The 20,071-nt window shown below is 62.5% G+C and carries 19 protein-coding genes; 12 read left to right on the forward strand and 7 right to left on the reverse strand.

The features are described from left to right. Positions 1–80: 80 nt before the first annotated feature. From cysP to cysD, 3 genes are read right to left on the reverse strand one after another with little or no spacing between them, the layout of a single operon-like run. Positions 81–1,085 carry a thiosulfate ABC transporter substrate-binding protein CysP gene (gene cysP / locus AC1RM7_RS20830; protein ID WP_024919586.1) on the reverse strand — a complete coding sequence of 335 codons (1,005 nt, stop codon included), beginning with the start codon at positions 1,083–1,085 and terminating at the stop codon, positions 81–83. Positions 1,086–1,115: 30 nt separating this feature from the next. Then, positions 1,116–3,047, reverse strand: a complete 1,932-nt coding sequence (gene cysC, locus AC1RM7_RS20835; protein ID WP_024919585.1) for an adenylyl-sulfate kinase — start codon at positions 3,045–3,047, stop codon at positions 1,116–1,118. A gap of 18 nt (positions 3,048–3,065) precedes the next feature. After that, positions 3,066–3,902: a sulfate adenylyltransferase subunit CysD gene (cysD, locus tag AC1RM7_RS20840; protein WP_006022697.1), complete on the reverse strand. Its 837-nt coding sequence runs from the start codon at positions 3,900–3,902 to the stop codon at positions 3,066–3,068. A 255-nt stretch (positions 3,903–4,157) separates the two neighbouring features. Here cysD and cysG point away from each other — a divergent pair, with 255 nt between their 5' ends. From cysG to AC1RM7_RS20900, 12 genes are all read left to right on the forward strand, one after another. Beyond that, complete coding sequence (gene cysG, locus AC1RM7_RS20845; protein WP_024919583.1) at positions 4,158–5,582, forward strand: siroheme synthase CysG; 1,425 nt, start codon at positions 4,158–4,160, stop codon at positions 5,580–5,582. Further along, on the forward strand, positions 5,579–5,890 hold the full coding sequence (locus tag AC1RM7_RS20850) for a DUF2849 domain-containing protein (RefSeq protein WP_006022695.1): 312 nt from the start codon (positions 5,579–5,581) through the stop codon (positions 5,888–5,890). Before cysG ends, AC1RM7_RS20850 begins: the two co-directional genes overlap by 4 nt. A 25-nt stretch (positions 5,891–5,915) precedes the next feature. Continuing rightward, entirely contained in the window at positions 5,916–7,571 is a 1,656-nt protein-coding gene (locus AC1RM7_RS20855; protein ID WP_006022694.1) for a nitrite/sulfite reductase, read from the forward strand. Continuing rightward, positions 7,558–8,070 carry a DUF934 domain-containing protein gene (locus AC1RM7_RS20860; protein ID WP_024919582.1) on the forward strand — a complete coding sequence of 171 codons (513 nt, stop codon included), beginning with the start codon at positions 7,558–7,560 and terminating at the stop codon, positions 8,068–8,070. The genes AC1RM7_RS20855 and AC1RM7_RS20860 overlap by 14 nt, the downstream gene beginning before the upstream one ends. After that, positions 8,067–8,816 carry a phosphoadenylyl-sulfate reductase gene (locus AC1RM7_RS20865; RefSeq protein WP_006022692.1) on the forward strand — a complete coding sequence of 250 codons (750 nt, stop codon included), beginning with the start codon at positions 8,067–8,069 and terminating at the stop codon, positions 8,814–8,816. The genes AC1RM7_RS20860 and AC1RM7_RS20865 overlap by 4 nt, the downstream gene beginning before the upstream one ends. A gap of 154 nt (positions 8,817–8,970) precedes the next feature. After that, on the forward strand, positions 8,971–9,975 hold the full coding sequence (locus tag AC1RM7_RS20870) for a sulfate ABC transporter substrate-binding protein (protein WP_051472493.1): 1,005 nt from the start codon (positions 8,971–8,973) through the stop codon (positions 9,973–9,975). A 26-nt stretch (positions 9,976–10,001) separates the two neighbouring features. Beyond that, positions 10,002–10,844 (forward strand): sulfate ABC transporter permease subunit CysT, encoded by an 843-nt coding sequence (cysT, locus tag AC1RM7_RS20875; protein ID WP_081758564.1) that lies wholly within the window; start codon positions 10,002–10,004, stop codon positions 10,842–10,844. An 8-nt stretch (positions 10,845–10,852) separates the two neighbouring features. Continuing rightward, positions 10,853–11,716, forward strand: coding sequence for a sulfate ABC transporter permease subunit CysW (gene cysW / locus AC1RM7_RS20880; protein ID WP_024919579.1), 864 nt, complete (start codon positions 10,853–10,855; stop codon positions 11,714–11,716). Further along, the gene (locus tag AC1RM7_RS20885; protein ID WP_024919578.1) at positions 11,706–12,755 is read left to right on the forward strand and encodes a sulfate/molybdate ABC transporter ATP-binding protein; all 1,050 of its coding nucleotides are present in this window, start codon (positions 11,706–11,708) and stop codon (positions 12,753–12,755) included. Before cysW ends, AC1RM7_RS20885 begins: the two co-directional genes overlap by 11 nt. 194 nt (positions 12,756–12,949) lie before the next feature. Continuing rightward, the gene (locus tag AC1RM7_RS20890) at positions 12,950–13,459 is read left to right on the forward strand and encodes a CAP domain-containing protein (RefSeq protein WP_024919577.1); all 510 of its coding nucleotides are present in this window, start codon (positions 12,950–12,952) and stop codon (positions 13,457–13,459) included. A gap of 144 nt (positions 13,460–13,603) precedes the next feature. After that, positions 13,604–14,785, forward strand: coding sequence for a DUF3734 domain-containing protein (locus AC1RM7_RS20895; protein WP_024919576.1), 1,182 nt, complete (start codon positions 13,604–13,606; stop codon positions 14,783–14,785). Positions 14,786–14,798: 13 nt separating this feature from the next. Further along, complete coding sequence (locus tag AC1RM7_RS20900) at positions 14,799–15,587, forward strand: 3-hydroxybutyrate dehydrogenase (RefSeq protein ID WP_024919575.1); 789 nt, start codon at positions 14,799–14,801, stop codon at positions 15,585–15,587. A 122-nt stretch (positions 15,588–15,709) separates the two neighbouring features. On the opposite strand, the gene AC1RM7_RS20905 is transcribed toward AC1RM7_RS20900, so the two are convergent. From AC1RM7_RS20905 to AC1RM7_RS20920, 4 genes are all read right to left on the reverse strand, one after another. Then, entirely contained in the window at positions 15,710–17,092 is a 1,383-nt protein-coding gene (locus AC1RM7_RS20905; RefSeq protein WP_024919574.1) for an oligosaccharide flippase family protein, read from the reverse strand. 233 nt (positions 17,093–17,325) lie between these two features. Then, positions 17,326–17,874, reverse strand: coding sequence for a DUF924 family protein (locus AC1RM7_RS20910; protein WP_024919573.1), 549 nt, complete (start codon positions 17,872–17,874; stop codon positions 17,326–17,328). Positions 17,875–17,883: 9 nt separating this feature from the next. Continuing rightward, entirely contained in the window at positions 17,884–18,270 is a 387-nt protein-coding gene (locus AC1RM7_RS20915; RefSeq protein WP_024919572.1) for an endonuclease domain-containing protein, read from the reverse strand. Between the two features lie 79 nt (positions 18,271–18,349). Beyond that, on the reverse strand, positions 18,350–20,047 hold the full coding sequence (locus AC1RM7_RS20920) for a long-chain fatty acid--CoA ligase (RefSeq protein WP_024919571.1): 1,698 nt from the start codon (positions 20,045–20,047) through the stop codon (positions 18,350–18,352). Positions 20,048–20,071: the final 24 nt, after the last annotated feature.

Below are 20,071 nucleotides of genomic sequence, written 5' to 3' on the forward strand. Positions count from 1 at the left end.
CGAGGAGCGTAGCGACGAAGCAATCCATTTTCCATAGACCGGTGGATTGCTTCGCTTCGCTCGCAATGACGAAAATCGCCTTATCTGTTGGCGCCGCCAAACAACTGATCGAGCTTGGCGCCGGGATTGAGGTGCTCGGCGTTGACCTTGTCCCAGCCGCCGAACTCCTTTTCGATGGTGACGAGCTTCACCGCCGGGAATTTGTCCTTGAACTTCTCGGCGACGGTCTTGTCGTTCACGCGGTTGTACTGCTTGGCCAGAATGGTTTGCCCTTCCGGCGTGTACAGGAATTCCAGATAGGCCTTGGCGAGCGCCTGCGTGCCGTGCTTGTCGGCATATTTGTCGACCACAGCTACCGGAAATTCGGCCAGCAGGCTCTGCGAGGGCACGACGACCTGATACTTGTCGGCGCCAGCGATGTCGCGGATGCCGTTGGTCTCGGCCTCGAAGGTGATCAGCACGTCGCCGGTCTGACGCTCGACGAAGGTGGTGGTCGCCGCGCGGCCGCCGGTGTCGAACACCGGAACGTTGGCGAACAGCTTCTTGACGAACTCGTCGGCCTTCTCGGCGCTGTCATACTTGGTCTTGGCGTAAGCATAGGCGGCCAGATAGGTGTACTTGGCGTTGCCCGACGTCTTCGGGTTCGGGAAGATCACCTGCACGCCGGGCTTCACCAGATCGTCCCAGTCCTTGATATTCTTCGGGTTGCCTGCACGCACCAGGAATGCCGGAAGAGAATAGTACGGAGACGAGTTGTTCGGCAGCCGCTTCTGCCAGTCGGCGGGAATAAGCTTGCCCTTGTCGGCGAGCACCTGCACGTCCGGCACCTGATTAAAGGTGACGACGTCGGCCTCGAGGCCTTCGAGAATGGCGCGGGCCTGACGCGTCGAGCCGTTGTGCGACTGGTTGATGGTGATATCCTGGCCGGTCTTGGCCTTCCACTGCTTGGCGAATTCGACATTGACCGCCGCATAGAGTTCGCGGGCGATGTCATAGGACACGTTCAGAAGCGTGTTGGGCGTCTGCGCGTGGGCCGCGGTGACCAAGCTGAGGCTGGCGGCGAAAGCGATGAGGGTCTTGCGCAATAGAGTCTCCTGTACGCGTCGAGCGGATTCTTAAATGTTGGCGGCGAGATCGCCGAGTTCGCCGAACAGAACGCCGGTATTTGCCAGCAGCCGCTCAATCTCGTCTGCGGCGTCAGCGACCGAACGTGTCGAGGTGTCGATGGTCAGTTCGGCGTTGGCAGGCGGCTGATAGTCGTTGGCGATGCCGGTGAAGCTCGGCAGGTTGCCCGCGCGCGCCTTGGCATAGTGGCCTTTCGGATCGCGGCTTTCGCAAACCTCGGCCGGCGTGGCGACATAGACCTCGCGGAACAGGTCGTCGGCGATGCGCCGCGCCTGTGCCCGGTCGTCGCTCGCGGGAGAGACGGCGGCGACAATGGCGATATGGCCGTTGCGTGCCAGATGCGTCGCCATTTCGGCGAGGCGGCGGATGTTTTCGGTGCGATCCTTCGGCGAGAACCCGAGATCGCCGTTGAGACCCGCGCGCAAGGTGTCGCCATCGAGCAGCAGCGGTGAACCGCCGCGGCTGAACAGCTTGCGTTCCAGAGCGCGCGCCAGTGTCGACTTGCCCGAACCGGGCAGGCCGGTCAGCCAGACCACGGCGCCGCCGTGACCGTAACGCGCCGAACGCTCTTCCGGGCGCAGTGCGGATTCGACCGGCACGATGTCGATGGGAATCGCGCGCTGACCGGAATCGACGCTGAGCACGAGGCCGCCGCCCGCGATGCGGCCGTTGACTTCGATGACAAGGCGGCCGGTGCGCGGATTGTCGGTATAGGGGTCGGCTGCGACGGGCTTCGCCAGCGCAATGTCGATTTCGCCGACACGGTTGCGGCCGATCGCGGACGTCTCGACGCTCGCAAGCTCGCCGGGATCAACAGCCTTGTTGATCTCGACGATGGTGGCGCGGGTCTCCATGGTGCCGAGACGGACCAGAACCGACATGCCTGATTTCAGCGGCGTATCGTGCAGCCAGAAAATCCGGGCATGGAGACGGCGGGTATCGCGGGGCGTGGCGTGCGAATGCGCGATGACGTCGCCGCGTTCCAGAAACAGTTCGCGGTCGAGCGTGATGCCGACCGAGCGGCCCGCGCCTTGCCGCGCGAGCAACGGCGTCTGCGGCCAGCTCTCGACCGACTTGACCTTGGCGATCTTGCCCGCGGGCATGATCACGATTTCGTCGCCCGTGCCGATGTTGCCGGATTCGACACGGCCTGCGACGATGCGGCGGTCATCGAACTTGTAGATCGCCTGCACCGGAAACCGCAGCGCCAGCTCGTCCAGCGCCCGTGCCGGGGTCAGCGCATCGAGCGCCTCGACCACCGTGGGTCCGCTGTACCAGTTGATGTTGGCGGTACGTTCGGCAACGCCGTCGCCGTCGCGTGCCGAAATCGGCACGATGGCGGTCGGCGTAACGCCGAGGCCGGTGAGATGCGCCGAAATCTCGTCGCTGATCTCCTTGAAGCGCGCCGCGCTGTAATCGACGCGGTCCATCTTGTTGACCACAACGGCGACCTGTTTGACGCCGAGCAGATGCAGCAGATAGCCGTGACGGCGGGTCTGGTCGCGCACGCCTTCGAGCGCGTCGATGATGAGCACTGCGGCATCGGCCTGCGACGCACCGGTGATCATGTTGCGCAGGAATTCGGCGTGGCCAGGCGCGTCGATCAGCACGACATCGCGCGACGGCGTGCGGAAACGGATCTGGGTGGTGTCGATGGTGATGCCCTGGTCGCGCTCGGTCTGCAATGCGTCGAGCAGGAACGACCATTCGAACGGCATGCCGCGCCGCGCACTGACGGCTTTCAGCATCTCGAGCTTGCCGTCGGGCAGGCTGCCGGTTTCATGCAGCAGGCGTCCGACCAGCGTCGACTTGCCGTGATCGACGTGTCCGACGATGACGATGCGGACCTGAGGACGGGTCGCACTATGCGGCGCGGGGGCGATTGAAGCCTTGGACTCGATTTTGGAAACAGCGATGTTCATCGGGGCGCTCATCTAACGTCAGAGATAACCGGCGACACGAAGCCGCTCGAAGGCATCTTCGGTTTCGTGGTCGAGCGCGCGTCCGGCACGCTCCGGCACTTTCGTGGCTTTCAGTTCGGCCAGGATTTCGTCGATGTTCGAGGCGTTCGATACAACGGGATTGGTGATGTCCTGATCGCCGAGCGAGCGGTAGCGCTTGCCGTTCTTCGACAGATAGAGCGGGATGATCGGAATGTTTTCGCGCTGGGTGTAGGCCCAGATGTCTTCCTCGGTCCAATGCAGGATCGGATGGATGCGCAGATGCGCGCCCTGCGGCGGCGAGGCGTTGAAATGGTCCCAGAATTCCGGGGGCTGATCGCGCACGTCCCAGCCGCCCTCAAGCCCGCGCGGCGAGAATACGCGCTCCTTCGCGCGCGTCGCTTCTTCGTCGCGGCGGATGCCGGCGATCAGTCCGTCGAAACCATACTTGGCGAGTGCGAGCTTCAGGCCTTCGGTCTTGCGCGCAGCAGAGCGTGCGGCGGGCGGCAGCGTCGGATCGATCTCCTCGATAGGCGGGCAGAAATCGACTTTCAGGTCGAGGCCCCATTCCTTCGCGTACTGATCGCGGAAGGCGTACATCTCGGGGAATTTCTTTTGGGTGTCGACGTGCAGCGCCGGGAACGGCACCTTGCCGAAGAACGCCTTGCGCGCCAGCCAGATCATCACATTGGAGTCTTTGCCGAGCGACCAGAGCAGCGCGAGCTTCTTCAGCCGCGCGAAGGCTTCCCGGAAAATGTAGATGCTCTGTGCTTCGAGCTCATCGAGATGGTCCATGGAAGGCACGGACAATTTCGAAGGTGTGGAAGAAGTCGCCATGACGTTACTCCATCCCGGACGCGAACGGCGCCCACGGGCCATCGGTTTCGCGGGATGCAGCGGCACTCAGACGGGACGGATCGCCATCCAGATGTGTCATGAGAAGATGCATCTCTTTTGCGCGCGGTTTGTGGTACCAAATTCTAATTTTGCGGCGCAGCGTAGAAGAAATAATTTTCTCTTTATGCCGCTTGCAAGATACATAAATAGAAAATAATTTCAGTCAACCCTGTAAATGGGGAAGCGGAGTTTCGCATGCGGTTTCTGCCGGTGTTCCTTGATCTGCAAGCCGGCCCCATCGTTCTGGTGGGGGAAGGCGAGCCTGCGCAGGCAAAATTGCGCCTGCTGCTGGCGGCCGATGCGCGCGTGCGATGGTTCGCGACCGACGGCAATCATGATGTCTCGCGGCTTGATGCTGCGTCGGCCGGGCGCATTGAGCGCGCCGCCGGCGATCCGCTCACCGCCGATCTTGCCAATGTCATTGCCATTCTCTGCGCGGGCGCCGGTGATACCGGTCACGCCATGGCGGCGCGTGCACGCGTCCTCGGCATTCCCGTCAACGTGATGGACGAAGCCGCGCATTCCACATTCATTGTTCCGGCCATCGTCGATCGCGGTGACGTTGTGGTCGCCGTCGGCACCGGCGGCACATCGCCGGTTGTCGCCCGCCGTGTGCGCGAGCGCATCGAGGCTCTGCTGCCTGCGCGGATCGGCGATCTTGCGTCCTTCGCCGGACGTTGGCGCGATTCGATCAAGGCGCGGCTTCCTGACCTGGCGATGCGCCGGCTGTTCTGGGAGCGCGTGATCGACGGGCCGATCGGCGCGGACGTTCTTGCGGGGCGCGTACAGGACGCCGAGCGCAAGCTGATCGCGATTCATGATCCGGTGGCGTTCGCGGCGAGCGGCGGCGAAGGTTTCGTCACGTTGGTCGGTGCGGGGCCGGGCGATCCGGACCTGCTGACGGTCAAGGCGCTGCGCGCATTGCAGGACGCCGACGTCGTATTCTACGACGACCTCGTTTCACCTGAAATTCTCGATCGCGTGCGCCGTGACGCCGCGCGGGTGCCGGTTGGCCGCCGGGTCGGCAAGCCCGGCATCGGGCAGGACAAGATTCATCGTCTGCTGATCGAGGCCGCGCAATCCGGCAAACGTGCTGTGCGTCTGAAAGGCGGCGATCCCTTTATCTTCGGGCGCGGCGGCGAAGAGATCGCGGCGCTGCGTGCGGCAGGCGTGGCTTATTCCGTCATTCCCGGCATCACCGCTGGATTGGGCGCCGCAGCCCAGTCCGAGGTGCCGCTGACCTATCGCCAGGAAGCGTTGCGCATCACCTTCCTGACCGCCCACAAGGCGGAAGATGCCGGCAACGTCGACTGGTCGGCGCTGACCGATAAGAAAATGACCGTCGTGGTCTACATGGGCATGACGGCTGCGCCGACCATTCGCGAAGGCCTGCTGACCGCTGGACGATCGCCCGACACGCCGGTCGGTGTGTTCGCGCGCGCGACGCGGCCGGACGCCAAGGCCGTGGTCGGCAAGCTTCGCGATCTGCCTGCGCTCGCCGAACAGGTCGAACGCGGTCCTGCAATCCTGATTATCGGCGACGTCGTCGCTCGATCCGCCCCGTGGCGCAATGCGAACCCGGATGACCTCATCTCTGACCTGTTAATGGCTGCCGAATGACCTCACCTCTGCAACAGAAAATCAAAATCACCGGCCCGTCCATCGTCACCGCCAACCGCACCGGCGATGGAGCCGTGATCTATCGCACCGTTTCTCATGGCTGGTCGGTCAGGCTATCCGACGCCGCGATCGTCCGGAACGCAGATGATGCGCGCGCCCTGCTCGCTGAATCCGTCGCCGATGATGTCGGCGCCGTAGGCGCCTACATCGCCCCGGTGGAGATCGGCGAGGACGGCATCCAGCCGGGCAATCTGCGCGAGAAAATCCGCCAGCAAGGCGTCACCATCGATCTTCTCGTTTCGGCCTGAGCCGCGACCCTTCAAGGCAATCGTTATGTACGCTTACGACGAACTCGACCGGACTATCGTCAACGAACGCGTCCTGGAATTCCGCGATCAGGTGGCGCGCCGTCTGTCCGGCGAACTGACGGAAGACGAATTCAAGTCACTGCGCCTGATGAACGGCGTCTATCTGCAACTGCACGCCTACATGCTGCGGATCGCGATCCCGTACGGGACCCTGTCGTCGAAGCAGATGCGCGCGCTGGCGCATGTCGCGCGCAAGTATGACCGCGGCTACGGCCATTTCACCACCCGGCAGAATATCCAGTACAACTGGATCAAGCTCGCTGAACTGCCCGACGCGCTGGCGGATCTCGCCGAGGTCGGCATTCACGGCATGCAGACCTCAGGCAACTGCATCCGCAACGTGACCTCCGATCAGTGGGCGGGCGTGGCGCCGGGCGAAGTCGAAGACCCGCGCATCTGGGCGGAAATCCTGCGTCAGTATTCGACGCTGCATCCGGAGTTCTCGTTCCTGCCGCGCAAGTTCAAGTTCGCCATCACCGCAAGCGAACACGATCGCGCTGCCATCAAGGTTCACGACATCGGCCTGCGCATTCACAGGAATGCCGCGGGCGAGACCGGCTTCGAGGTGCTGGTCGGCGGCGGTCTTGGCCGCACGCCGTTCATCGGCAAGACCATCAACGAATTCGTCAGCCACCGCGACATCCTGAGCTATGTCGAGGCGATCCTGCGCGTCTACAACCAGTACGGCCGCCGCGACAACATCTACAAGGCACGCATCAAGATCCTGGTCCACGAGCTTGGCATCGAGAAGTTCAAGCAGGAGGTCGAGGAGGAGTGGGTGCAGATGCGCGACGGCGCGCTGGCGCTCGACAATGCCGAAATCGAGGATATCCGCTCACGCTTCTTCTATCCGAAGTACGAAAAGCTCTCGGACACGCCGGACGAACTGAAGAAGGCGTTGCTGAATCCGAATTTCGAGGCCTGGTACAAGAACTCCGTCGCTGAGCACAAGCAGCCCGGCTACGGCATCGTCACGCTGTCATTGAAGCCGGTGGGCGGGCCTCCGGGCGACGCCACCGCCGAGCAGATGGACGAGATCGCCGATCTCGCGGACAAATATTCGTTCGGCGAAATCCGGGTCGGCCACGAGCAAAATCTGGCGCTGCCGCACGTCGCCAGGCGCGATCTTCCAGCGCTGTGGCGGGCGCTCGACAGGATCGGGGTCGCGACGCCGAACGTCAACCTCGTCACCGATATCATTGCCTGCCCCGGTCTCGATTACTGCTCGCTCGCCAACGCCCGTTCGATTCCGATCGCACAGGAGATCACGCGGCGGTTCGCCAATCACGACACCGCGAACCTGATCGGCCGGCTGCACATCAATATCTCGGGCTGCATCAATGCCTGCGGTCATCATCACGTCGGCCATATCGGCATTCTCGGCGTCGAAAAGAACGGTGAGGAATTCTACCAGATCACCATCGGGGGCCGCGCCGACGAGAATGCCGTGCTCGGCCATCTCGTGGGGCCTGCGGTGCCGTTCGATCAGGTGGCCGATGTGATCGAGGATATTGTCGAGGCCTATCTGGCGCTGCGCCAGCGTCCTCAAGAGCTGTTCGTCGATGCAGTGAAGCGTCTTGGCGTGGAGCCTTTCAAGGAGCGGGTCTATGCCACTCGTTAAGGGCAATGCCATCGTCACCGACGAATTCGTGCATCTCGCCGACGACGCGGAGCTTCCCGCCGGCGGCGCGGTGCTGGTCTCGGCCGAGCGCTTTCTTGCCGATCCAGAGAAGGCGCTTTCGCGCAAGGACAAAACCGGCGTGATCTGGCCGAACAACCGCGACGTCGACGATCTCTTGCCATATCTCGGCAGACTGGCGGCGGTGGCGCTGGTGTTTCCGGTGTTCCGGGACGGCCGCGCCTACACCCAGGCGCGCCTGCTGCGGGAGCGTTACAAGTTCCGCGGCGAACTCCGCGCAACCGGTCAGGTGCTCCGCGATCAGTTCGTGTTCATGCTTCGCGCCGGGTTCGATGCGTTTGAAGTGAAGAAGCAGAGCGACGCCGAAGCTTTCGCCATCGTCGCGAAGCGTTATTCGGTGTTCTATCAGCCGACCGGCGACGGCCGCGTCACGGCGTTTCACCGCCGGCTGATGCATCTGCCCGAAGGAGTGCGTTCATGACCACTGCTGCACCCTCATTCCTGTCGCAGTCTCCCGAGACACCGTCGTCATCGCTGATCGTTGCCGAAGCGGCCGAACTCGACCGCGCGCTCGCCAAGGCGTCGCCGGGAGAAATCATCGCGGCTGCCATCAAGGCTGTCGGGCGCGACAAGCTCGCCGTGGTGTCGTCGTTCGGCACCGAGTCCGCAGCGCTGCTGAAGATCGCGGCGGATGTCGATCCGGCGATTCCGGTGGTGTTTCTCGACACCGGCTGGCTGTTCGAGGAAACGCTGGCCTATCGCGATACGCTGACGAAGCTGCTCGGATTGACCGATGTCCGCACCATTCATCCGCTGAACGATACACTGGAGCGCGAGGACAAGGACCGCGACCTGTGGTTCTCCAATCCCGATCAGTGCTGTTTCATCCGCAAGGTCGAGCCGCTGGCGCGTGCGCTGTCGTCGTTCGATGGCTGGATCAATGGCCGCAAGCGTTTCCAGGGCGGCGACCGCGCCGCCATTCCGGTCGTCGAGGCCGACGGCGCGCGGCTGAAATTCAATCCGCTGGCGAACGCAACGCTGGAGGAACTCAAGGCGCTGTATGCAACGATGAATCTGCCGCCGCATCCTTTGGTCGCATCCGGCTTCACCTCGATCGGGTGTATGCCTTGCACCAGCCGCACGCTTCCCGGCGAGGATCCGCGCGCGGGCCGCTGGCGCGACCGCGGCAAGACGGAGTGTGGGATTCACGTCACCAAAACTTCGTAAAATTTTGCCTTCTTGAAAATCGGTATTTCCTGGAACGTTTGTCCTGCAATCCTGCTAACAATGAAATCCGGTTTCGTTGACATAACCACGCGAGTTCCAGAATTTCACGCCTTCCCTGATGGCGATGATGTCGTCAGTTCGAATGGAGTTTGAAATGGTTCGCCCCAATTCAGTGATTAGCCGTCTTCTCGTGATCGGAAGTCTGGTCTGGGCAGGCTCGGCGCTTGCCGCGGATGTGTCGCTGCTCAACGTGTCGTACGATCCCACGCGCGAGCTCTATGGTGATTTCAACAAGGCGTTCGCTGCCGCGTACCAGAAGGAGACCGGCAAGAGCATCGAGATCAAGCAGTCGCATGGCGGCTCGGGCTCGCAGGCGCGTTCGGTGATCGACGGTTTGCAGGCCGATGTGGTGACGCTGGCGCTCGCCTATGACATCGATGCGATCGCGGGCAAGGGGCTGCTGAAGAAGGATTGGCAGAAGAGTCTGCCGCAGAATTCGTCGCCGTACACCTCGACCATCGTGTTCCTCGTGCGCAAGGGTAATCCGAAGGGCATCAAGGACTGGGACGATCTGATCAAGAGCGGCGTGCAGGTTATCACGCCGAACCCGAAGACCTCCGGTGGCGCGCGCTGGAATTATCTCGCGGCCTGGGGCTACGCGCTGAAGAAGTACGGCTCTGAGGACAAGGCGAAGAAGTTCGTCGGCGATATCTTCAAGAACGTGCCGGTGCTCGATACCGGTGCACGCGGTTCGACGGTGACGTTCGTCGAGCGCGGCGTCGGCGATGTGCTGCTGGCCTGGGAGAACGAGGCGTTCCTCGCGGTGAAGGAATTCGGCAAGGACAAGTTCGAGATCGTGGCGCCGCCGCTGTCGATCCTGGCCGAGCCGCCGATTGCGGTGGTCGATACCGTCGCCGACAAGAAGGGCACCCGCGCCGCCGCTGAAGCCTATCTGAAATACTGGTACACCAAGGAAGGCCAGGAAATTGCAGCGCGGAATTTCTATCGCCCGCGCGACGCAGCGGTCGGCGAGAAATACGCGGACGCCTTTGCAAAGGTTGAACTTTTCACCATCGACGACGTGTTCGGCGGCTGGACCAAGGCGCAAAAGGAGCACTTCGGTGAAGGCGGTGTTTTCGATCAGATCTACAAGAACTGATCTGATCGCGGAGTGATGGGGGCATCGTGAGCGGAGGAGCAGGACGACGACGGGCATTGCCGGGTTTTGGCCTTACCATGGGGCTGACGCTGACGTGGCTGTCGATCATTGTGCTGATTCCGCTCGCGGGCCTCTTCCTGAAGACCTCGGAATTGAGCCTGTTCCAGTTCTGGGACATTCTCACCGCCCGCCGCACCCTCAACGCGCTGAAGATTTCGTTCGGCCTCGCGTTCCTCGCCGCCATCGTCAATCTGGTGATGGGCATGGTGATCGTCTGGGTGCTGGTGCGTTACCGGTTTCCCGGCCGCCGCATCTTCGACGCCATTGTCGACGTTCCGTTCGCGCTGCCGACCGCCGTTGCGGGCGTGGCGCTGACGGCGCTGTTCGCGCAGAAGGGCTGGCTCGGCGCGCCGCTGGCGGAGTGGGGCATTAAAGTCGCCTTCACGCCGATCGGCATTTTCGTCGCGATGATCTTTATCGGATTTCCGTTTGTGGTGCGCACGGTCCAGCCGGTGCTGCTCGATCTTGAAGTCGAGGTCGAGGAAGCCGCCGCAAGTCTTGGCGCGTCGCGCTGGGACATTATCCGGCGCGTGATCCTGCCAAGCCTGACGCCGGCGATCCTCACCGGCTTCGCGCTGGCGTTCGCGCGGGCCGTCGGCGAGTACGGCTCTGTCATCTTTATCGCCGGCAACCTGCCGAACGTCTCGGAAATCGCGCCGCTCCTGATCGTGATCCGGCTGTCGGAGTTTCGTTACGCGGATGCGACGGCGATTGCTGTCATCATGCTGGTCGTCTCGTTCCTGATTATCTTCACCATCAACCGCATTCAACGCTGGGCGCAAACGCGCGGCGTCGCGGTCTCGGTCTGAGCGGCGTCATGGCCACCAAACAACGCATCGCGCCCGCGTATCAGGTCAGAACCGAGCCCGCATTGGTGCGCTGGTTTCTCATCACCATTGCCGTCGGCTTCCTGACGATCTTCGTTGTGCTGCCGCTGGTCGTGGTGTTCACCGAAGCGTTCTCGAAAGGCATCGGCGCCTATCTCGCCGCGCTCTCCGATCCGGAGGCATTGTCCGCCATCAGGCTGACGCTGACCGTCGCGGTCATCTCGGTGGGGCTGAATCTCGTGTTCGGCGTGATCGCGGCGTGGGCGATCGCGAAGTTCGAATTTCCCGGCAAGGTGTTCCTGGTCACCCTGATCGATCTTCCGTTCTCCGTCAGTCCGGTGATCTCGGGTCTGGTGTTCGTGCTGCTGTTCGGTGCGCAGGGCTATTTCGGCACCTGGCTGATGGAGCATGGCGTCCAGATTCTGTTCGCGGTGCCCGGCATCGCGCTGGCGACAACCTTCGTGACGTTTCCGTTCGTGGCGCGCGAACTGATCCCGCTGATGCAGGAGCAGGGCACCCAGGAGGAAGAAGCGGCGATTTCGCTCGGCGCGTCCGGCCTGCGCACCTTCCTGCGCGTCACCATCCCCAACATCAAATGGGGCATCCTCTACGGCGTTTTGCTCTGTAACGCCCGCGCCATGGGCGAATTCGGCGCGGTTTCGGTGGTCTCGGGCCATATCCGCGGCGAGACCAACACCATGCCGCTGCTCGTCGAAATCCTGTACAATGAGTACCAGTTTGTGGCTTCGTTCGCGATCGCCTCGCTGCTCGCATTCCTGGCGCTCGTCACGCTGATCGTGAAAACGGTCCTCGAAAGCCATCTCGAAGAAGGACAAACCGCAAGTGACGATTGAAGTCCGTAACATCGTGAAAAAGTTCGGTACCTTTGCCGCGCTCGATCACGTCGATCTCAAGGTGGCGACCGGCGAGCTGGTGGCGCTGCTCGGCCCGTCGGGCTCGGGCAAGACCTCGTTGCTGCGGATCATCGCCGGCCTCGACTGGCCGGATGAAGGCTCGGTGATCTTCGACGGCGAGGATGCGCTGTCGCGCGGCGCCGGCGAGCGCCACGTCGGGTTCGTATTCCAGCACTACGCGCTGTTCCGCCACATGAGCGTGTTCGAGAACGTCGCGTTCGGTCTTCGCGTGCAGCCGCGATCGATCCGCAAGGACGAGGCGCACATCAGGAAACGTGTGAAGGAGCTGCTCGATCTGGTGCAGCTCGACTGGCTGGCGGACCGCTATCCGAGCCAGTTGTCCGGCGGTCAGCGCCAGCGCATCGCGCTGGCGCGTGCGCTCGCCATCGAGCCGCGCATCCTGCTGCTGGACGAACCGTTCGGCGCGCTGGACGCCAAGGTGCGAAAGGAGCTGCGGCGCTGGTTGCGCCAGCTTCACGACGAGATTCATGTCACCTCCATCTTCGTCACCCACGATCAGGAAGAAGCGCTGGAAGTCGCCAACCGCGTGGTGGTGATGGACAAGGGCAAGATTGAACAGATCGGCACGCCCGGCGACGTTTACGACAATCCGGCCACCGCCTTCGTTCACGGCTTCATCGGCGAATCCATCGTGCTGCCGGTGCAGGTGGCCGACGGCAAGGTCCGGCTCGGCGACAAGGTTCTGAACCTCGAGCCGCGCGACGCCGCGTCGGGTCCGTCGAACCTGTTCATCCGTCGCCATGACGTCTCGATCGTACCGAACGGCAGCGGCATCTTCGAGGGCGACGTCAAGCATGTGCGGGCGTTCGGCCCGACCCAGCGCGCCGACGTGGTGCTGCACAACGGCGCGACCGAGACCCTGATCGAGATCGATGCGCCGCGCGACCGCGATCTCAAGCCCGGCGACGTGGTCAGCCTTCAGCCTCGGCGCTACCGGCTGTTCCCCGCCGCGTCCTGATCGCTCTTTTCCGCCGTTGCGAGGAGCGCAAGCGACGAAGCAATCCAGCTTTCCCAGGAATGGATTGCTTCGCTTCGCCCGCAATGACGGTTGGGACTGTCGCCGGAATGGCAGGTTCCCCCTAGTCAACGCCGCGTTCACCTTTCAGCCACGGTTGGTGTGCAACAAATGCCGACCATTGGTTGGGGAAGCATATGATACGCGTGGCGGGGGCCATTCTGGCGCTGACGATCCTGAGCGGCTGCGGAACGGGCGGCGAACCGTCCACCGAGCAGCCGGCGTTCTATCTCAGCATGGCCAATGCCGGCGCGAAGCTCGACCCGAATGTCGCGGCCTCGATGATCTCCGGCTATCGGCAGAACAACGGCCTCGGTGCGGTCCAGGTCGATCCCCTGCTGATGAAGGCGGCGGAAGCCCAGTCCCAGGCGATGGGCAGCCGCAACAAGCTCGACCACAACGTCGCCGGTCCGCTGGACAAGCGCATCAAGGCTTCCGGTTTCGACGCCACCAAGGCGGTCGAGAACGTTTCGGCGGGCTATCACACCCTCGCGGAAGCCTTCTCTGGCTGGCGGGACTCGCCGCCCCACAAGGCCAATATGCTGGCCAGCGGTGTCACAAAAATGGGCATCGCGGCGACCTACGTTCCGAATACCAAATACAAGGTGTTTTGGACCCTGATCCTGGCTGCGCCGGATTCCAGATAAACCTTCTGTGACATAACCGCAATTTTCGCCAATTGACGCGGCTGCGAACTGGGGCCACCGTGCTGCAACATATCCGGGGTTCGCTCGGAGAGTGATGCATACCGAAACGAACCTCGGATACGGGACGCTAGGTGAGTGATGGCCATGGATCAGCTTTCCCCCCATAGAGAGACCGCCGTATCGATCCCCGCAGAGGCGGAGCGCGTGCTGGTGCTGCAAGGTGGTGGTGCACTCGGCTCCTATCAGGCCGGCGCCTATCAGGCGCTCTGCCATCATGATTTTGAGCCGAACTGGATCGCAGGCATTTCGATCGGCGCGATCAATGCGGCGATCATCGCCGGCAATGAGCGGGAAAAGCGGGTCGGCAAGCTCAAGGAGTTCTGGGAAATGGTGTCGTCGGGTTCGCCGATGCCATGGGCTCCGCTGGTGCAGAGTGACCAGGCGCGCTCGGTCTTCAACGAGACCAGCGCCGCGCTGATCGCGACATTCGGCGTGCCGGGCTTTTTCACGCCGCGCTTTCCGCCGGCCCCGGTCTGGCCGCCGGGCAGCCCGCAATCGCAGAGCTATTACGACACCACACCGCTACGCGCGACGCTGGAGCGGCTGGTGGATTTCGACCGTATCAACGATCTGAAAACAAGGCTCAGCGTCGGCGCGGTCAGCGTCACCAGCGGCAACTTCCGTTATTTCGACAATGTCGAGTTCAAGAAGCTGGGCAAGAAAATCGGTCCGGAGCACATCATGGCCTCCGGCGCGCTGCCGCCCGGTTTTCCCTCCATCGAGATCGAGGGCGAGCATTACTGGGACGGCGGCGTCGCATCCAACACGCCGCTGGACTATGTGCTCGATGCTGAAACCAAAACGGATCTCCTGATCTTCCAGGTCGATCTGTTCAGCGCGCGCGGGCCGCTGCCGCAGGGCTTGATCGATGCGGCCGAGCGCGAAAAAGACATCCGCTATTCCAGCCGCACCCGCTTGAACACCGACAAGGCCAAAAGGATTCACGACGCCAAGAAGGCGGTGCGTGAACTGATCGCCAAGTTGCCGGAGAGCTTCAAGGGCGATCCGCTGGTTGCGCAGCTCAACGAAGCAGCGAAAGAAAATACCATCACGGTGGTTCACCTGATCTATCGCAGCAAGACCCATGAAGCCTCGTCGAAGGATTACGATTTCTCGCGGATCGGGATGGTCGAGCACTGGGCAGCGGGTGAGCGCGATGTCTACGCTTCGATGAACCATCCGGAGTGGCTGGAGCGGCCGCAATCCGATGAAACCATGGTGATGTATGACCTGTGCGAAAGCGGGTTGCAGTATATCAAGAAGTAAACAGGAGCGAAGAATGGGTACTCTTTCCGGCAAGACGGCAGTGGTGACGGGTTCGACCAGCGGCATTGGTCTCGCCTATGCGCGGGCCTTCGCGGGCGCGGGCGCGAATATCGTGATCAACGGCTTCGGCGCGCCGGCCGACATCGAGAAAGAGCGCTCGGCCATCGAGAAGGATTTTGGCGTCAAGGCGGTGCATTCGCCCGCCGACATGACCAAGCCCGAGGAAATCGCCGAGATGATTGCGCTCGGTGAGAAGACCTACGGTTCGGTCGACATCCTCGTGAACAATGCTGGCGTCCAGTTCGTCTCGCCGATCGAGGAATTCCCGATCGACAAGTGGAACATGATCATCGCGATCAACCTGTCGTCGGCGTTTCACAGCATTCGCGCCGCGGTGCCCGGCATGAAGAAGCGCGGCTGGGGCCGCATCATCAACACCGCCTCTGCGCATTCGCTGGTCGCGTCGCCGTTCAAGTCGGCTTACGTGTCGGCCAAGCACGGCATCGCCGGCCTGACCAAGACCGTGGCGCTGGAGCTTGCGACCCACAAGATTACCGCGAACTGCATCTCGCCGGGCTATGTCTGGACGCCGCTGGTGGAGAAACAGATTCCCGACACCATGAAGGCGCGGGGCATGACCAAGGAGCAGGTCATCAACGACGTGATGCTCGATGCGCAGCCGACAAAGGAATTCGTCACTGTCGAGCAGGTCGCAGCGCTGGCGCTGTTCCTCTGCGGCGACGACGCGGCACAGATCACCGGCGCGAACCTGTCCATCGACGGCGGCTGGACGGCGGCGTAATTATCGCCGTCATTCCGGGGCGCGAGCATAGCGAGCGAGCCCGGAATCCAGATGCTATAAGTTCTGATGTCAGACTGATCGAGATTCCGGGCCCGCGCGAAGAGCGCGTCCCGGAATGACGGTTATGTTGAGAGCGTCTTCTTCCCGAACGCGAAAACGTGGAAGCCCAGCCGCGTGCGGGTGATCCAGAACAGCAGGATCGTCTCGAACACCAGCGCGATGGAGGTTGCGGCGGCAGCGCCGTAACCGCCGAAGCGCGGCACCAGCAGCACGCACAGCACGAGGTTGACCAGGAACGCCAGCGCGTAAGCCAGCGCGCACATGTTCTGGTGACCGAGCATGTTGAGCAGCCGTTCCACCGGGCCGATGGCGGAGCGCACGATCAGGCCGATCGCGGCGACGAACATGATGCCATAACCGGCGGTGAACTGCGGCCCGAACAGCCAGAGCAGCGGCTTCCCCAGCGCCAGCAGCACGGCGGTCGCCGCGACCGAAGGCCAGAATGTCCACTTGATCGCGTGCGCGATATAGGCCGACAGGCGCTCCTTGTCGCCGGAGGCGTGATATTCGCTGAAACGGTGAGCGGTCGTCGCCGACATCGCGTAGTGAATGAACGACACCAGCGCGAGCGTCTTCACCACGGCGAAGTAGACGCCGACTTCTTCCGATGACCGGAACTGCTGCAGCACCAGCACGTCGGTGTACGACAGGAGCAGGTAGAAGCCCTCGACCATCATGATCGGCAGCGACACCTTCAGCCAGCTCCGCACATCGTAGGTCTTCGGTCCGGGTTCGACGCTGGTCTTGAGGCGGCGGTTGAGAACAATCAACTGGCCGATCATCGCGATCCATACCGCGGCTGCGCTGGCGATCATTGCATCGGTCGCGCCGAGATTCATGCCGAGCGCCACCGCGCCTGCGGTGAATCCGATAATCAGCGTCTGCCGTATGATGAACTGCGGCATCAGGCCCAGGCGCATCCAGTCATGGGAACGCGCGAGGCCGTCCTGGGTGTTGGCGACGACGAACGCGGGCAGGACGAGACAGCCGATGTAAAGCGGGAGCACGGTCTTCGCATCGATCGACGGCGACAGGATTGTCACCAGACCCGCGAGCATCAGCGCGACGGTGGTCGACGCGGCCAGCGTCATCCAGCGGCTGCCCGACAGAAAGCCGCGCAGCAACGAAAGCTGTCCGCCGGCACGATATTCGGGAATGATTTTTTGTGCGGACACGGCGATGCCGAAGTCCAGCACGCTGCCCAGCAGCAGCACCCAGGTCCAGACATAGACATAGATGCCGTAGTCGGAGCCGCCCATCCAGCGCGCCAGCAGCACCTGCGAGAAATAGGCGAGGCCCGCGCTCAGCACGCGAATGAGGAACACGGTGCCCGCGAGCCGCTTGGTCAGTGAGGCTTCGGAGGTGCCGGTGAGCACATCGCGCAGCCGCGCGATCAGGCCTGCAGGCGTTGCTTCCGATGCGTTTTCAGCTTCCACCACCGCCACGGCATTCCATCCTCTTCCGCCAAGCGGCGGCAGAATGCGCCTTAGCAAGGATTCGTTAAGATTTGGTGGTTGTGACCTCGCCCCGCGAGGATGGAGAAGCGAGATGATATTCCAAGCTGTCATCACCGGGCTTGTCCCGGTGATCTCGATCAGGTGAGCACGGCGCTTCGGTCATCGATGGCCGGGACAGGCCCGGCCATGACAATTGGGAGTCGATTTGCACAAGGCTGGTCCTATCCCTTGAATCCATCCTCAGCCAGAAAAGCCGCCTCCTCCGGCGTCGTGGCTCGTCCCAGTACGGCATTGCGATGAGGGAAGCGGCCGAACTTGCGGATGATGTCGGCGTGCAGCACCGCCCATTTCAGGCTGTCCTCACCGAGCGGCGCGAACAGGGTGATGCTGCGCTCCTGATCGGCCATGTTCTCGGAATGCTCGAACGGCAGATAGATAAAAGCACGCAGGTCTTTCTCGGTGCGCAAGTCACGGCCTTCCGCGATGGCGCGTGCGGCAACTGCGCGGGCGAGCGGGTCGGTTAAGAATGCGCGCGGATCATTGCGGAACATGTTCCGGGGAAACTGGTCGAGCACGATCGCAAGCGCCAGCGCGCCGTCGTCGGAGTCCTGCCACGCGTCCAGCTTGCCGTCGCAGGCCGCTTCCCACACGCCCATGAAACGGTCGCGGATTTGCTGGTCGAACGCGTCGTCCTTGCCGTACCAGCGATCGTATCCGGCGTCGCGCCAGAACGTGAGGATGTCGGAAGGGGAAGGAAGAATATCGGTCATCGTTCTCGTTTACTCCCTCTCCCCGCTTGCGGGGAGAGGGTTGGGGTGAGGGGCATCTTGAATAGCGGATTCGATCGTCTGCACGACACCTTCAATGTTTTGAAGAATATCGTTGTTCCAGAACCGCAACACGGGATAGCCGATTTCAGAAAGATTACGATCTCGTACCGCGTCTGTGCCGGATTCGAGGTGCTGGCCGCCGTCCGCTTCTACGATTAATTTCAGTTCGCGGCAGACGAAATCGCAAACGTACCGATCGACGGGCTCCTGACGAACGAACTTGGCGCCGGAGATCTGCCGGTTCCGCAAGTGACGCCATAGTTTTGTTTCGGCGTCTGTTTGCAGGCCTCGCAATTTGCGAGCGATACCGGTGGCTTTGTGATCCGGTCCGCGCATGCGGGCTGCCCCTCACCCGGATCGTTTCACGATCCGACCTCTCCCCGCAGGCGGGGAGAGGTGAAGGATCATCGCCGCCTCAGCTCGCCGCAGCGGCGGCGGCCTTGGGCTTCTCGTCGCGCAGTTCGCGGCGCAGGATCTTGCCGACATTGGTCTTCGGCAATTCCGTCCTGAACTCGACGTGCTTGGGCACCTTGTAACCGGTGAGTTCGGTGGACGCGAACTTGATGACGTCCTGCGCGGTGAGGTTCGGGTCCTTCTTCACCACGAAGGCCTTCACAGCTTCGGTCGACTTCGCGTCGGGAACGCCGATCACCGCGCATTCGAGCACGCCCGGATGGCTCGCGATCACTTCCTCGACCTCGTTCGGATAGACGTTGAAGCCCGAGACCAGGATCATGTCCTTCTTGCGGTCCACGATCTTGGTGTAGCCGTCCGGCGACATGATGCCGATATCGCCGGTGCGGAAGTAGCCGTCGGCGGTCATCACCTTCGCGGTTTCTTCCGGCCGGTTCCAGTAACCCGCCATCACCTGCGGACCCTTGGCGCAGATTTCGCCGGGCTGGCCGAGCGGCACTTCGTTGCCGTCGTCATCGCGGATCGACAGCCAGGTCGACGGCACCGGGATGCCGATCGAGCCGGAGAACTTGTCGGTGTCCGCAGGGTTGCAGGTCAGCGTCGGCGAGGTTTCGGACAGGCCGTAGCCTTCGGACAGCGCGACGCCGGTCACCTGCGTCCACCTGTCGGCCACCGGCTTCTGCACCGCCATGCCGCCGCCGAAGCAGCTCTTCAGCTTGGAGAAGTCGAGCTTGTCGAAGCCCGGCGTGTTGAGCAGGCCGTTGTAGAGCGTGTTCACCGCCGGGAAGCTGTTGACCTGATACTTCGAAAGTTCCTTGACGAAGCCCGCCATGTCGCGAGGGTTCGGGATCAGGAGGTTCACGCCGCCGGCGCGCACCGCGAGCAGGAAGCACGCGGTCAGCGCGAAGATGTGATAGAGCGGCAGCGCACAGACGATGAAGAGCTGATCGACATGCGGCGGCTTCTTCAATGCAGGTTGCAGCCATGCATCGTTCTGCAGCACGTTGGCGAGAATGTTGCGGTGGAGCAGCGTCGCGCCCTTGGACACGCCGGTGGTGCCGCCGGTGTATTGCAGGAACGCGACATCGTCGCCGGTCAGCGCCGGCTTGGCGAGCTTCAGCTTGCGGCCGGCGGCGAGCGCATCGTTGAACGACACTGCGCTCGGGATCGAATAGGCCGGGACCATCTTCTTCACGTTGCGCACGACGAAGTTGACGATCACGCCCTTGAAGCCGAGCAGGTCGCCCATCGAGCCGATGATGACATGCTTGACGCTGGTGTTCGGCAGCACCTTCTCCAGGGTGGTGGCGAAATTTTCCAGCAGCAGGATCGCTTCAGCGCCGGAGTCCTTGAGCTGATGCTCGAGTTCGCGCGGCGTGTAGAGCGGATTGACGTTCACCACGGTGAAGCCGGCGCGCAGGATGGCCGCCGATGCGACCGGGTTCTGCAGCACGTTCGGCATCATGATGGCGACGCGCGCACCCTTTTTCAGGCCCCTGCTTTGCAGATAGGCGCCCATCGCCGCCGACATTTCGTCGAGGTCGCGATAGGTGATCGACTTGTCCATGCAGATGAAGGACTTGCGGTCGGCGAATTTCTTGAAGCTCTCTTCCAGCAGTTCCACCAGCGACGGATACTGATTAACGTCGATGTCGGCGGGTACGCCGGCCGGATATTGCTTGAGCCAGATACGTTCCATGATGACTCCCCTCAGATGTTTCCT

This window comes from Afipia sp. GW822-FHT03D08 (assembly GCF_058801645.1).

What these genes read in the sequence shown, in the direction of transcription:
- AC1RM7_RS20915 (WP_024919572.1), bottom strand. Translation starts at nt 18,270, where the DNA reads ATGCGCGGACCGGATCACAAAGCCACCGGTATCGCTCGCAAATTGCGA.
- AC1RM7_RS20870 (WP_051472493.1), top strand. Translation starts at nt 8,971, where the DNA reads ATGGTTCGCCCCAATTCAGTGATTAGCCGTCTTCTCGTGATCGGAAGT.
- cysW (WP_024919579.1), top strand. Translation starts at nt 10,853, where the DNA reads ATGGCCACCAAACAACGCATCGCGCCCGCGTATCAGGTCAGAACCGAG.
- cysC (WP_024919585.1), bottom strand. Translation starts at nt 3,047, where the DNA reads ATGAACATCGCTGTTTCCAAAATCGAGTCCAAGGCTTCAATCGCCCCC.
- AC1RM7_RS20850 (WP_006022695.1), top strand. Translation starts at nt 5,579, where the DNA reads ATGACCTCACCTCTGCAACAGAAAATCAAAATCACCGGCCCGTCCATC.
- AC1RM7_RS20900 (WP_024919575.1), top strand. Translation starts at nt 14,799, where the DNA reads ATGGGTACTCTTTCCGGCAAGACGGCAGTGGTGACGGGTTCGACCAGC.
- cysG (WP_024919583.1), top strand. Translation starts at nt 4,158, where the DNA reads ATGCGGTTTCTGCCGGTGTTCCTTGATCTGCAAGCCGGCCCCATCGTT.
- AC1RM7_RS20920 (WP_024919571.1), bottom strand. Translation starts at nt 20,047, where the DNA reads ATGGAACGTATCTGGCTCAAGCAATATCCGGCCGGCGTACCCGCCGAC.
- AC1RM7_RS20865 (WP_006022692.1), top strand. Translation starts at nt 8,067, where the DNA reads ATGACCACTGCTGCACCCTCATTCCTGTCGCAGTCTCCCGAGACACCG.
- AC1RM7_RS20855 (WP_006022694.1), top strand. Translation starts at nt 5,916, where the DNA reads ATGTACGCTTACGACGAACTCGACCGGACTATCGTCAACGAACGCGTC.
- AC1RM7_RS20910 (WP_024919573.1), bottom strand. Translation starts at nt 17,874, where the DNA reads ATGACCGATATTCTTCCTTCCCCTTCCGACATCCTCACGTTCTGGCGC.
- AC1RM7_RS20890 (WP_024919577.1), top strand. Translation starts at nt 12,950, where the DNA reads ATGATACGCGTGGCGGGGGCCATTCTGGCGCTGACGATCCTGAGCGGC.
- cysD (WP_006022697.1), bottom strand. Translation starts at nt 3,902, where the DNA reads ATGGCGACTTCTTCCACACCTTCGAAATTGTCCGTGCCTTCCATGGAC.
- AC1RM7_RS20895 (WP_024919576.1), top strand. Translation starts at nt 13,604, where the DNA reads ATGGATCAGCTTTCCCCCCATAGAGAGACCGCCGTATCGATCCCCGCA.
- AC1RM7_RS20860 (WP_024919582.1), top strand. Translation starts at nt 7,558, where the DNA reads ATGCCACTCGTTAAGGGCAATGCCATCGTCACCGACGAATTCGTGCAT.